The sequence below is a fragment of the Flavobacterium cheniae genome (assembly GCF_004363695.1).
Taxonomy (GTDB): Bacteria; Bacteroidota; Bacteroidia; order Flavobacteriales; family Flavobacteriaceae; genus Flavobacterium; species Flavobacterium cheniae.
In genome coordinates, this window is sequence record NZ_SNZC01000001.1 from 328,109 (window position 1) to 342,127 (window position 14,019).

Below are 14,019 nucleotides of genomic sequence, written 5' to 3' on the forward strand. Positions count from 1 at the left end.
ATACACTAAGTTACGAATTTTTAATTGTTTTTTTATGTGGGCACGGAATACAATTCCGCGCTATCGGGTTTTTTTAAGATTTTCAATTTATTTAAAAGCATCTTTCAAATCGGACAAAATTACGAGAATTAAAATAAATGCTAATAAGCAAAAAATAAAATGACCAAGGAAATATTTTAAACGTGTAATAGAATTACTTTCTTTTTCTTTATAACTTTTCCAACTATAATATACTCCGATAGGAGCTAACAATATGATTAATAGAATAGGGAAACCATTTAAAAAATCCAGAATAAAGTATGATTCTTTAACAAATGGTTTTATAATTATACTTGTAAATATGGCAACTAAAAGTCCAATTCCATAAACTTTATAAATTTTAACAGACTTACTTAAATATTTATGCTTTTGTGGTTTTAGTTTATTCATATTGTGTTTATAATTTTGATTTTAAACTAACTTCTAACGTTTCGCGGTTTACGAAAAAAAGGATTGTTTTTTGTTTTGTGTACACGGAATGCAATTCCGCGCTATTAGATTTTATAAAACAACTTATTAATTAATATTTCCTTTTTTAGTTTTCAAATCTTTAAAATTTGCTAAAATTAAAATTAAAGTAATAAATGCTGTTAGCATTTCTGTTCCTACGAATAGTTTGGCATATAGGCTATTTGCTTGTATCTCACTTGAATTATTCATAATAAAAATGCCAAAACTATAATATAAAAACTCTAAGAAGTGATTTGTATTTTTAACATTTATAAAGTTTTCATTATTGTAATCATATAAACACCAATAATATGATGCGAAAGTAAGAGATAAGAAGAAAACAATTCCTAAAGTGTGAGCTAAGAATTTAAATCTTCCTTGACTATTTTCTGAATGCTGATGTATTTTTTCGGTATGAAAAGTAATAAAATAAAAGTTGCTTAATAAAAGTGTGAAAAAAAAGAAAAAACCAAAAAAATATCTTTCAAATTCATTAAATTCTTTTTGGAATATGATGAAAACTAAATATGTGAAAAAAGGTAGAATTACAAAAACGCCATGTTTGTTTAAATAATTAATTAAGTTTTTCATTTGCAAAATATTTACAAGATTAATTCATTTACTATCATTCAGAGTATGTCTCTAAAGTATAATATTCGCTAATATATAAAAAAATCCTCACAATTTCTTGCGAGGATTTCGTATATAAGTTAGAAAAAGGATTACTCAGCGCTTTCTTGCATCGTATGATACACGTTCATTACGTCATCGTCTTCTTCAATTTTTTCTAATAGTTTTTCAACATCAGCTACTTGGTCTGGTGTTAATTCTTTTGTTATTTGTGGTATTCTTTCAAATCCAGAAGATAAGATTTCTAATCCACGAGTTTCTAATTCTTTTTGGATAGTTCCAAAGCTTTCAAAAGGAGCGTACATTAAAATACCGTCTTCGTCAGCAAAGATTTCTTCTACACCAAAATCAATCATCTCTAATTCTAATTCTTCCACATCTTGTCCTTCTGCTGGAATTCTAAAATTACACGTATGATCAAACATAAATTCTACCGAACCTTGAGTTCCAAACGTTCCATTGCATTTGTTGAAGTAACTTCTAATGTTAGCAACTGTTCTGTTGTTGTTATCTGTAGCCGTTTCAATTAAAATTGCAATTCCGTGAGGTGCATACCCTTCAAACAACACTTCTTTAAAGTTAGCCGTGTCTTTATCCGATGCTTTTTTAATAGCGCGTTCTACGTTATCTTTAGGCATATTAGCAGCCTTCGCATTCTGAATCACTGCTCTTAAACGTGAGTTGGTTTCAGGATTTGGTCCGCCTTCTTTAACGGCCATTACAATATCTTTTCCTATTCTAGTAAACGTTTTAGCCATTGCTGACCAACGTTTCATTTTACGGGCTTTTCTAAATTCAAACGCTCTTCCCATTGCTATATAATTTCAATATTCTTTATTCGTTGTTCAAAATTTCGATGCAAAAATAATAATTTCAAGTTCAAGTTCAAGTTCAAATTCAAGTTCAATTTTCAAGTTTGTTCTTGAACTTGAATTTGTCCTTGCTCTTGACTACTTTTTATAAAATGGCATTTTAACCACTTTAGCTTTAATATCTTTATTTCTAATTCTAATATAAATTTCAGAATCTGGTGTAGCTAAAGCCGTTGGAACATAGCCCATTCCGATAGCAATTCCCATTGAAGGTGATTGCGTTCCAGAAGTTACGATTCCAACTACATTTCCATCAGCATCAGCAATTTCGTAATCGTGACGAGGAATTCCTCTTTCGATCATTTCGAAACCAACTAATTTACGAGAAACGCCCGCTTCTTTTTGTTTCTTTAAGTTTTCAGAATTCGTGAATTCTTTATCGAATTTCGTAATCCATCCTAAACCAGCTTCTAATGGAGAAGTCGTATCGTTGATATCGTTTCCGTATAAACAGAATCCCATTTCTAAACGTAAAGTATCACGCGCTGCTAATCCAATTGGTTTGATTCCGAATGCTGCTCCAGCTTCAAAAACTTTGTTCCAAATGTATTCTGCATCTTCGTTTTTGAAGTAAATTTCAAATCCTCCAGAACCTGTATAACCTGTAGCCGAAACAATTACATCGCTTTTTCCAGCAAATTCACCAATTTGGAATGTGTAATATCCCATATTCGTTAAATCGATAGAAGTCAATGATTGCATAGCTTCTGCAGCTTTTGGTCCTTGAATAGCTAATAATGAATAGTCATCTGAAAGGTTTTGCATATCCACACCAAAATCATTATGTGAAGAAATCCAATTCCAATCTTTTTCAATATTTGAAGCATTCACAACCAACATGTAATGATTGTCTGCAATTTTATAAACGATTAAATCGTCAACAATTCCACCTTCGTTATTTGGTAAACAAGAATATTGTGCTTTTCCATCAACTAATTTAGAAGCGTCATTTGAAGTTACTTTCTGAATTAAAGCCAACGCATTTTCTCCTTTTAAGAAAAATTCTCCCATGTGAGAAACGTCAAAAACACCAACGCCATTTCTAACGATTTCGTGTTCTGCATTTACTCCTTCGTATTGCACAGGCATGTTGTATCCTGCAAACGGAACCATTTTAGCTCCTAAACTTTCGTGAATGTGCGTTAACGCTGTATTTTTCATGATTTGATGTTGTATTATTTGAGAGCGCTAATTTATTGAAAATTCTTAAAAATGCACCCAGAATTCCCTTAAAATTTGAGCGATATTTATTTTTTATTAATAATGCTGATAAATCTTGCATTTTAACAATTGTTTGCGGAATTTTGGACTTTTAAAATTAACAAAATGGAAACTACACATTATATAAGTTCAGATTTATTGTCTATCGATATGATTAACGAGATTGTTTTTCAAGGAAAACAGTTGGCATTATCAGAGGAAGCTATCGTAAACATTGAGAAATGTAGAAAATACTTAGACGATAAAATGAAATCAAACTCAGATCCAATTTACGGAATTAACACTGGTTTTGGTTCGTTGTGTAATGTGAAGATTTCGAATGAAAATTTATCAAAACTTCAAGAGAATTTGGTAAAATCGCACGCTTGCGGAACAGGGGAGGAAGTACCTCATGAAATTGTAAAAATCATGTTGTTGTTGAAAATCCAATCGTTAAGCTACGGACATTCAGGTGTTCAGTTGGTAACGGTGCAGCGTTTGATTGATTTTTACAACAATGATATTTTTCCAGTAATTTATACACAAGGTTCGTTAGGTGCTTCGGGCGATTTAGCTCCGTTGGCGCATTTATCGTTACCATTATTAGGAGAAGGTGAAGTATATTTAGATGGTTTCAGACAACCTTCAGCTAAAGTATTAGCCAAATTTGGTTGGGAACCAATCGTTTTACAATCTAAAGAAGGTTTGGCGTTGTTGAACGGAACACAATTCATGAGTGCTTACGGAGTATATTGCTTAATAAAAGCTGATAAAATTTCGTATTTAGCAGATGTAATCGGAGCGGTTTCATTAGAAGGATTTGATGGAAGAATTGAGCCTTTTACTGATTTGATACACTTAGTTCGTCCTCATAAAGGTCAAGTGCAAACAGCTGAAAGAATGCGCGATTTGTTAGAAGATAGTGAAATTATTGCGCAACCAAAAGTGCATGTGCAAGACCCATATTCATTTAGATGTATTCCGCAAGTACATGGCGCTTCGAAAGATACAATTGATTATGTGAAAAAAGTATTCCGAACTGAAATCAACTCGGTTACCGATAATCCTAATATTTTCGTAGGAGAAGATTTGATTATCTCTGGAGGGAATTTCCACGGACAACCTTTAGCATTAGCGTTAGATTTCTTAGGAATAGCGTTATCAGAATTAGGAAGTATTTCGGAAAGAAGAACCTATCAATTGATTTCTGGATTAAGAGGTTTACCAGCGTTTTTAGTAAACGATCCAGGATTGAATTCAGGTTTCATGATTCCACAATATACAGCGGCAAGTATTGCTAGTCAAAACAAACAATTAGCAACACCAGCAAGTATTGATAGTATTGTTTCGTCAAACGGACAAGAAGATCACGTGAGTATGGGAGCAAACGCTGCGACTAAAACGTTACGTATTGTTGAAAACGTAGAACGCATTTTAGGAATTGAATTATTAAATGGTTCGCAAGCTTTAGAATTCAGAAGACCATTACAATCAAGTGAATTCATTGAAAGTTTTGTGAAATCATATAGAGAAGAAGTTCCGTTTGTATCAGAAGATAGAATTTTACATTACGATATTGAAAAATCGGTTTCTTTTTTGAATAGTTTTCAAATTGAAATGGAAGACTAATAATCAAAATATATAAAATTAAAAAGCTCAAGATTTTCTTGAGCTTTTTTTATAAAAATAGAATTGTAATAATAGTTATAATTGCAGGAAGTGCTTGCACATAAAATATTTTTTTTGATGCGGAATAAGCTCCGAAAATTCCAGCAACAGTAACACAACAAAGAAAGAAGATAGCTATATTTCTACTCCAAATTTCATCGGAAATAGCCAAAGACCAAAGTAAACCAGCAGATAAAAATCCGTTATACAAGCCTTGATTGGCTGCTAAGACTTTTGTTTTTTCGAACAAATCTTCGGGAATGGTTCGGAATACTTTTTTAGCTGCAGTTGTCCATGCAAACATTTCTAGCCATAGAAAATACAGGTGAAATAAAGCTATAATTACGATGAGTATTTTACTAATGAAATGCATAATTATTCTTTTTCGTTAAAAGTGCGTTCGATTCTCTTGTCTGGAATTAACCAAATTAAAGCCACCAAAATATAAATGGCTCCTGAAATTTCAACAGAATATTTGGTTGCAATAACAGCGATTAAATATAAAACTACCGATAATTTTCCTTTGTAATCTTTTCCAATAGCCTTAGCTAAAATAGAATCTTTTCCATGGTCAATTAAAATGACTTTTTGTAAAATAAAATAAGCAATCGCATTCATTAATAAGACTAAACCATATAACATCATTGGAAATGAATTAAAATGATGTTCACCAATCCAAGCCGTTGTAAAAGGAATTAAAGACAACCAAAACAATAAATGCAAATTTGCCCAAAGTATTTTACCATTTACCTTTTTTACGGTATGCATCAAATGATGGTGATTGTTCCAGTAAATTCCAACATAAATAAAGCTCAAAATATAACTCAAAAACTTATGCGATAGTTTAATGACGGCTTCAAATGTAGTATCATCTGGTACTTTAAACTCCAAGACCATAATGGTGATAATAATAGCTAAAACACCGTCGCTAAAAGCTTCTAATCGGTTTTTGTTCATTTCGTATTTTTAAGTAAAAATACAATTAATGTAATTAAAGCAATAGCTTCAGTAAGCATTCCAATAGTTAACATAAAGTTAGCTCCAGGCCAATGCATAATTTTGAATAAAGCGCCAATTATTGTAATCGCCATCCCTAAAAGGAACAACACCAACGGAATTGTATATTGCTTTTTCATAATCTATCTAATTTTGAACACTGAACTATTTCCACTTAAAGTTTTTCTCAATTGCTTTAATCATTTCGCCTGCAATGTCTTTTTGAGTTGCACCTTCAATTCCTTCTAAACCTGGAGATGAATTTACTTCTAACAATAAAGGACCTTTTGACGAACGAATAATATCAACTCCAGCCACTTTTAAATTCATAGCTTTTGCTGCTTTAATAGCAATTTTCTTTTCGTCAGCAGTAATTTTCACTACCGAAGCAGTTCCGCCCATATGGATATTCGCTCTGAATTCTCCAGGAGCAGCTTCACGTTGCATAGCAGCAACAACTTTTCCATCTACAACAAAGAGTCTCAAGTCTTTACCATTCGCTTCTTTAATGAATTCTTGAACTAAAATATTGGCATTTAAACTCTTGAAAGCATTAATAACTGATTCGGCTGCTTTTTTGGTTTCTGCCAAAACGACACCTTTTCCTTGAGTTCCTTCTAATAATTTTACAATTAAAGGAGAACCACCCACCATTTTAATTAAATCGTCTGTGTCTAAAGGTGAATTGGCAAATCCAGTGGTTGGAATATCTACACCGTTATTCAATAATAATTGTAATGAAAACAGTTTGTCTCTTGATTGTGTAATGGCAGAAGCATTGTTCAAAGCAAATACTTTTAAAGCTTCAAATTGACGCGTTAAAGCACAACCATAATAAGTCATACTTGGTCGAATTCTTGGAATTACGGCATCAAAATCGTTTAGAACTTTTCCTCCACGATAATGAATTTCAGGTTTTGTTGCGTCTAATTTCATGTAGCAGTATTTCAAATTTAAGAAATGCATTTCATGACCTCTTAATTCGCCTGCTTCTAAAATTCGTTTGTTGCTATATAATTCTGGATTGCTTGCTAATAAACCAATTTTTAAACCTTTTTTGGATTCATTAGAAGCGTAGTAATATTCTTTTAGTTTTTCGGTTGTCGGTTGGCCCAATAAATAACGTTGCTCTGGATCGACCAAAACACGTCCCGACATCGCTTCACGACCTAATAACATTCGGAAACCCATCGAATCACGGTTGGTAAGTGTAACCTCGATTTCCCAAGTTTTCCCACCAATTTCTAGTTTGGTTTTGATAACGTAGCGTTGTTCTCTAAAACCACTAGAACTTTTAACGACTCTTTTATCAATTAAAGGAGCTTCACAATGTATAACTGCTTTAGCATTATTTTGAATTGGGTTGATATCAAATTTCACCCAACTTTCACTATCTTTTTCAAACGTAACAATATTGATAGCATGAAGTGCAGAAGTTTTTGCTCCTGAGTCAACACGTGCTTTAATTGTTGGGATTCCTAAAGTAGGGAAGGAACACCATTCTTCGCTACCTACAATAACTTTGTCTAACATTTTTAAACGAATAAATTAAGAATCTAATGTAGTATTTTTTTTAATATAATTTTAAAATTGCATAAAATAAAAAAACCAAGCTATGAGCTTGGTTCTTCTAATTTCTTAATTTCTATTTTGAGTTCTTGAGCCGTTTCATCTAAGTCCATGAAAATTTGATCGCCTTCATGAATTTTTTGAGTAATAATCTCTTCAGCTAGAGCATCTTCAACATATTTTTGAATGGCTCTTTTTAACGGACGCGCTCCAAACTGCTTATCAAAACCTTTTTCAGCAATGTAATCTTTGGCTGCTTCTGAAAGTTTTAAAGTGTAACCTAAATCTTTAACGCGGTCGTATAATTTGTCCATTTCGATATCAATAATTTTATCAATATCTTCTTTTTCTAGAGCATTGAAGACAATTACATCATCAATTCTGTTTAAAAACTCAGGAGCAAAAGCTTTTTTCAAAGCGTTTTCGATAATTCCTTTTGAATGTTCTTCTGTTTGTGCAGTTTTTGATGCAGTTCCAAATCCAACACCGGTTCCAAAGTCTTTCAATTGACGAGCACCAACGTTAGAAGTCATGATAATAATCGTATTTCTAAAATCGATTTTACGACCTAAACTATCTGTTAAATGTCCGTCATCTAATACCTGAAGCATCATATTGAAAACATCTGGATGTGCTTTTTCAATCTCATCTAAAAGTACTACGCAATATGGTTTTCTTCTTACTTTTTCAGTTAATTGACCACCTTCTTCGTATCCAACGTATCCTGGAGGCGCTCCAACTAAACGAGAAATAGCAAATTTTTCCATATATTCACTCATGTCAATACGAACTAAAGCATCTTCAGAATCAAATAATTCCTTTGCAATAACTTTAGCCAATTGTGTTTTTCCAACACCAGTTTGACCTAAGAATATAAACGAACCAATTGGCTTGTTCGGATCTTTTAAACCAGCGCGATTTCTTTGGATAGATTTTGCAATTTTTAATACTGCTTCGTCTTGTCCAATTACCTTACCTCTAATAAGTTCAGGTAAGTGAGCTAATTTATTACTTTCAGTTTGTGCAATACGATTTACAGGAATTCCAGTCATCATAGAAACTACATCAGCAACGTTATCTTCTGTAACGGTAACTTTGTTGTTTTTAGAATCTTCTTCCCATTGTTCTTGAGCAATTGCTAAATCTTTTTCGATGCGTTTTTCATCATCACGAAGTTTAGCAGCTTCCTCATATTTCTGTTTTTTAACGACCGTATTTTTCAGTTCGCGCACTTCTTCTAATTGACGTTCTAATTCCAAAATTTGTTTAGGAACATCAATATTAATAATGTGAACACGAGAACCTGCTTCGTCTAAAGCATCAATAGCTTTGTCTGGAAGAAAACGATCTGTCATGTAACGATTTGTCAATTTAACACAAGCTTCAATTGCTTCTGGTGTGTATAAAACGTTATGATGGTCTTCGTATTTTGGTTTGATGTTATTTAAAATCGTAATCGTTTCTTCAACAGATGTTGGTTCTACAATTACTTTTTGAAAACGTCTTTCTAAAGCGCCATCTTTCTCGATATACTGACGGTATTCGTCCAATGTTGTAGCACCTACACATTGAATTTCACCTCTTGCTAATGCCGGCTTAAACATGTTAGAAGCATCAAGCGAACCTGTTGCACCTCCAGCGCCTACAATAGTGTGAATTTCATCAATAAATAAAATGATATCATCATTTTTCTCTAATTCATTCATTACCGCTTTCATTCTTTCTTCGAATTGTCCGCGGTATTTTGTTCCAGCAACTAAACTTGCTAAATCAAGTGTAACTACACGTTTGTTGAATAAATTACGAGATACTTTCTTTTTAATAATTCGCAAAGCTAAACCTTCAGCAATAGCCGATTTTCCAACTCCAGGTTCTCCAATTAAAAGCGGGTTGTTTTTCTTTCTACGACTTAGAATTTGAGAAACACGCTCGATTTCTTTCTCACGTCCCACAACTGGGTCTAGTTTTCCTTCTTCTGCCATTTCGGTTAAGTCACGACCGAAGTTATCTAAAACTGGAGTTTTTGATTTTTTATTGGTTTTTCCACCTGAAGGCGGATTGTTAAATGAGCTTTCTTTTAAACTGTCATCTTGTCCTGAATCGTCATTGAACGACTCCGCTTTTGGCAAGTTTTCTAAATAATCGTCTTCGTTTGTCATCATGGCTGTATACTGTTCTTTAACGGTTTCGTAATCGATTTTTAATTTGCCCATCAATTTAGTTGTTGGGTCGTTTTCATTGCGTAAAATGCATAGCAATAGGTGAGCGGTACTTATTTCAGAGTTGTTGAAAAGTTTCGCTTCTAGAAAAGTTGTCTTCAATGCACGCTCGGCTTGACGCGTAAGGTGTAAGTTCTTCTTTTCAATATTTTGAATGCCATTAGGGTTAGCAGGGCTAAGTATCTCTACTTTTTTTCGTAAGTGAGATAAGTCCACAGCTAAATTATTCAAGATATTAATTGCTTTCCCATTGCCATCTCGAAGTATTCCTAGCATTAAGTGTTCGGTACCAATAAAGTCGTGACCTAATCGTAAAGCTTCTTCTTTACTGTAGGTAATTACGTCTTTAACTCTCGGTGAAAAATTATCGTCCATAGCATTAGTAATATAAGTAAATGTACAAAATTCTATAAGGAAATACAAAAATCATACCTTATAAAAAGACAGATAGGCTAAATGACAAAAAATATTTGAAAAATGAAAGAAAGTAGGATAGGATTTATAAGCAATTTGTAAACAAAATTGTTAATAAATAGTCGAAATTAGTGGTTCAAAATTTGTGTTAAAAGTTCAAAAAGCTGTATATTGGCACGTTTTAGTACTAATATATAATTTTAATGTAAATACTTATGTCAGAAGGAGAAAAGTTAATTCCTATTAACATAGAGGAAGAAATGAAATCAGCTTACATCGATTATTCGATGTCTGTTATTGTGTCAAGAGCACTTCCTGATGTTAGAGATGGTTTAAAGCCTGTTCACCGAAGAGTACTTTATGGAATGTATGATTTGGGAGTTAACTCAAGATCTGCCCACAAAAAATCGGCGAGAATTGTCGGAGAGGTTTTAGGAAAGTATCACCCACATGGAGATTCCTCAGTTTACGATGCTATGGTACGTATGGCTCAGGAATGGAGTATGCGTTATTTATTGGTTGACGGTCAAGGTAACTTTGGTTCTGTCGATGGAGATAGTCCAGCAGCAATGCGTTACACGGAAGCCAGAATGAAAAAGATTTCGGAAGAAATGTTGGCAGATATCGATAAAGAAACAGTTGATTTCCAATTAAACTTTGACGATACATTACAAGAGCCAACGGTTATGCCAACTAAAATACCAACTTTGTTAGTAAACGGAGCTTCGGGTATTGCGGTAGGTATGGCTACAAATATGGCACCTCACAACTTAACTGAAGTTGTTGATGGTATTTTGGCCTATATCGATAACAATGATATTGAAATTGATGAGTTAATAAATCATATCAAAGCTCCTGATTTCCCTACAGGAGGAATAATTTATGGTTACGAAGGAGTAAGAGAAGCATTCAAAACTGGTAGAGGTCGTATTGTAATGCGTGCTAAAGTTGGTTTTGAAGAAGTAAATGGAAAAGAAGCGATCATTGTAACTGAAATTCCTTATCAAGTGAATAAGGCAAATATGATTAAACATACTGCCGATTTAGTTAATGATAAGAAAATAGAAGGTATATCAAATATACGTGATGAATCGGATAGAAATGGTATGCGTGTGGTGTATGAATTAAAACGTGATGCGGTTCCAAACGTAGTTTTAAATACACTATATAAATATACGCAATTACAAGCTTCGTTCAGTGTAAATAATATTGCATTGGTAAAAGGGCGTCCGCAAATGTTGAATCTTAAAGATTTGATTTACCATTTCGTAGAACACCGTCATGATGTTGTAGTTCGTAGAGCACAATATGATTTAAGAAAAGCAGAAGAAAGAGCTCATATCTTAGAAGGTTTAATCATTGCTTCTGATAATATCGACGAAGTAATCAAAATTATTAGAGCTTCTAAAGATGGTGACGAAGCTAGAACGAAATTAATTGAACGTTTCAAATTATCAGAAATTCAAGCACGTGCAATCGTAGAAATGCGTTTGAGACAATTAACAGGTCTTGAGCAAGATAAATTACGTGCTGAATACGAAGAAATCATGAAATTGATTACGTATTTAAAAGAATTATTGGCAAGCAAAGAAATGAGAATGCAAGTAATTAAAGACGAATTAGCAGAAATCAGAGATAAATATGGAGATGAGCGTCGTTCGCAAATCGAATATTCTGGTGGAGATGTTAGTATCGAAGATTTAATTGCTGATGAAAGTGTTGTAATTACGATTTCTCATGCGGGTTATATCAAACGTACTTCATTATCAGAATACAAAACACAAAATAGAGGAGGAGTTGGACAAAAATCGGCTGGAACTAGAGATCAAGATTTCTTAGAGCATTTATTTGTAGCAACAAATCACCAATATTTAATGTATTTCACGCAAAAAGGTAAGTGTTATTGGATGCGTGTTTACGAAATTCCAGAAGGAACAAAAACAAGTAAAGGTCGTGCTATTCAAAACTTAATCAATATCGAAAGTGATGATAAAGTAAAAGCATTTATCTGTACTCAAGACTTAAAAGACCAAGATTACATCAATAGTCATTATGTGATTATGGCAACGAAACAAGGTCAAGTTAAGAAAACACCATTAGAACAATATTCACGTCCACGTCAAAACGGAATCAATGCGATTACGATTAAAGAAGACGATGAATTAATCGAAGCAAAATTAACTACAGGAAACAGTCAAGTTTTATTGGCAGTTAAGTCTGGCAAATTAGTTCGTTTTGAAGAAGAGAAAACACGTCCAATGGGAAGAACTGCTTCAGGAGTTAGAGGTATTACTTTAGCCGATGAAAAAGACGAAGTAATTGGAATGGTTTCTATCGATAAAGATCATGTTACAGAATCACAAATCTTAGTTGTTACTGAAAATGGTTACGGAAAACGTACAAAATTAGTTGATGACGATGGAGAAGATGTATACAGAATCACGAATCGTGGTGGTAAAGGTGTAAAAACTCTTAATATTACAGATAAAACAGGGGCTTTAATTGCAATTAATAATGTTACTGATGCTGATGATTTAATGATTATCAATAAATCAGGATTGACAATTAGAATGATGGTTTCTGATTTGAGAGTAATGGGAAGAGCAACGCAAGGAGTTCGACTAATCAACATCAAAGGAAACGATTCAATCGCTGCTGTAACTAAAGTACTTCGTGAAGATGAAGAAGTAGTGTTAGATGAAAATGGAGATATTTCTGATGCTGAGACTGGCATAGATATTGATTCGTCAGAAGAAGAAACACAAGAATAAATAAGATAAGGCCCAAATTTATTTTGGGCTTTTGTTTAACCCAGATTTTAAAACAATGAAAAAATTAGTATTAAGTGCAACACTTTTATTGTCAGTTGCCACATTTGCTCAAAAAGACGAGCTTAAAGTATTAAAAAAGATTTATGCTAAAGAATCTATTTCTGACAAAGATTTACAGGAGTATAAAACCGCAAGCGACGCATTACAAACTTTAGCAACAGAGGAGTCTGATAAAGTATATGCTAAATTTTACAAAACCATGTATCCAACAGTTGTTTTGGCTTCAAAAGGCGCAAAAGCAACTATGCAAGATCAAATGAATTTATATAAACCAGATTTTATAAAGGAATATGGTATTGTAATTAATGAAACACTTGAGTTTGAAAAAAAGTCAGGAAAAAAGATTTATACAGATGAATTAATTCAGGAGAAAGATGAATTTAAAAAAACATTAAATTCACTTGCTATGAGTTTAAATGGTGCTTCTAAGTTCAAAGAAGCATCTGAGGCATTTTATTCACTTTATACTTTTGATCCGAAAAACGAAGGTAGTTCTCTACAAAATGCAGCTCAGTTGGCTGTAAATGCTCAAGATTATAAATTGGCTGAGAACTTATATGAGCAATTTTATAATAGTGATTATTTTAATAATGGGATTCAGTATTTCGCGGTTAATAAAGCTAACGGAATAGAACAAAATTTTGGTAGTTCCAAAGAAGCTAAAGATTTGAGAACTAATTATATTTCTAAAGGTATTTTCGAAAAACCAAGAGATGAGAAAGTTAATAAAAGTAAAGGAGATGTTTTAAGAACTTTATCTATTTTAATTGCTCAAAATGAAGGTGATAAGAAAAAATTAGAATTGTATGTTTCAGAAGCAAGAAAATTACTTCCTAATGATCAAGATTTATTATTAACTGAATTTAATTTGTATTTCAATCAAGGTTATGAATTAATCAAAGATGATATGAAAATGGTTGAAGAAATTAATAAAGTTATTGATAACAAAAAGAAATATGATGAATTGGTTGCTAAAAGAAAAGAGATTTTCACAAAAGCGTTACCATTTTTTGAGAAAGCATATCAAGTAAAACCATCAGATGAAAATACTAAAAATGTTTTAAAGATAACATATGAAACTTTAGGTCAACCTGAAAAAGCAAAAGCTATCAACTAAAACAAAAAATCCCG

General features: G+C 32.7%; 12 protein-coding genes. 3 read left to right on the plus strand and 9 right to left on the minus strand.

Annotation, left to right across the window (positions count from 1 at the left end; translation table 11 throughout):
* Window positions 1-87: 87 nt before the first annotated feature.
* From C8D80_RS01510 to gcvT, 4 genes are all read right to left on the minus strand, one after another.
* Window positions 88-429 carry a hypothetical protein gene (locus C8D80_RS01510; protein ID WP_133606652.1) on the minus strand — a complete coding sequence of 114 codons (342 nt, stop codon included), beginning with the start codon at window positions 427-429 and terminating at the stop codon, window positions 88-90.
* Between the two features lie 126 nt (window positions 430-555).
* Window positions 556-1,080, minus strand: coding sequence for a hypothetical protein (locus tag C8D80_RS01515; RefSeq protein ID WP_133606654.1), 525 nt, complete (start codon window positions 1,078-1,080; stop codon window positions 556-558).
* Between the two features lie 131 nt (window positions 1,081-1,211).
* Window positions 1,212-1,931: a YebC/PmpR family DNA-binding transcriptional regulator gene (locus C8D80_RS01520; protein WP_133606656.1), complete on the minus strand. Its 720-nt coding sequence runs from the start codon at window positions 1,929-1,931 to the stop codon at window positions 1,212-1,214.
* Between the two features lie 138 nt (window positions 1,932-2,069).
* Entirely contained in the window at window positions 2,070-3,152 is a 1,083-nt protein-coding gene (gene gcvT / locus C8D80_RS01525; RefSeq protein ID WP_133606658.1) for a glycine cleavage system aminomethyltransferase GcvT, read from the minus strand.
* A 165-nt stretch (window positions 3,153-3,317) separates the two neighbouring features.
* On the opposite strand from gcvT, the gene hutH reads away from it, so the two are divergent.
* Complete coding sequence (gene hutH, locus C8D80_RS01530) at window positions 3,318-4,820, plus strand: histidine ammonia-lyase (RefSeq protein ID WP_133606660.1); 1,503 nt, start codon at window positions 3,318-3,320, stop codon at window positions 4,818-4,820.
* A gap of 49 nt (window positions 4,821-4,869) precedes the next feature.
* Here the strand turns inward: hutH and C8D80_RS01535 are convergent, their stop codons facing one another.
* The 5 genes from C8D80_RS01535 to C8D80_RS01555 form a co-directional block, all read right to left on the minus strand.
* A complete protein-coding gene (locus C8D80_RS01535; protein WP_133606662.1) occupies window positions 4,870-5,232 on the minus strand; it encodes a DUF1304 domain-containing protein in 363 nt (120 codons plus the stop codon).
* A gap of 2 nt (window positions 5,233-5,234) precedes the next feature.
* Entirely contained in the window at window positions 5,235-5,816 is a 582-nt protein-coding gene (locus C8D80_RS01540) for a TMEM175 family protein (RefSeq protein WP_133606664.1), read from the minus strand.
* Window positions 5,813-5,995, minus strand: coding sequence for a GldL-related protein (locus tag C8D80_RS01545; protein WP_133606666.1), 183 nt, complete (start codon window positions 5,993-5,995; stop codon window positions 5,813-5,815). The genes C8D80_RS01540 and C8D80_RS01545 overlap by 4 nt, the downstream gene beginning before the upstream one ends.
* Before the next feature lie 25 nt (window positions 5,996-6,020).
* Window positions 6,021-7,388 (minus strand): 30S ribosomal protein S6--L-glutamate ligase, encoded by a 1,368-nt coding sequence (gene rimK / locus C8D80_RS01550; protein ID WP_133606668.1) that lies wholly within the window; start codon window positions 7,386-7,388, stop codon window positions 6,021-6,023.
* An 80-nt stretch (window positions 7,389-7,468) separates the two neighbouring features.
* Window positions 7,469-10,018, minus strand: coding sequence for an ATP-dependent Clp protease ATP-binding subunit (locus tag C8D80_RS01555; RefSeq protein ID WP_133606670.1), 2,550 nt, complete (start codon window positions 10,016-10,018; stop codon window positions 7,469-7,471).
* A 254-nt stretch (window positions 10,019-10,272) separates the two neighbouring features.
* Between C8D80_RS01555 and gyrA the strand changes: the two genes are divergently transcribed.
* Window positions 10,273-12,828, plus strand: coding sequence for a DNA gyrase subunit A (gene gyrA / locus C8D80_RS01560; protein ID WP_133606672.1), 2,556 nt, complete (start codon window positions 10,273-10,275; stop codon window positions 12,826-12,828).
* Between the two features lie 55 nt (window positions 12,829-12,883).
* Entirely contained in the window at window positions 12,884-14,005 is a 1,122-nt protein-coding gene (locus C8D80_RS01565) for a hypothetical protein (RefSeq protein WP_133606674.1), read from the plus strand.
* The last annotated feature ends 14 nt before the right edge of the window (window positions 14,006-14,019 follow it).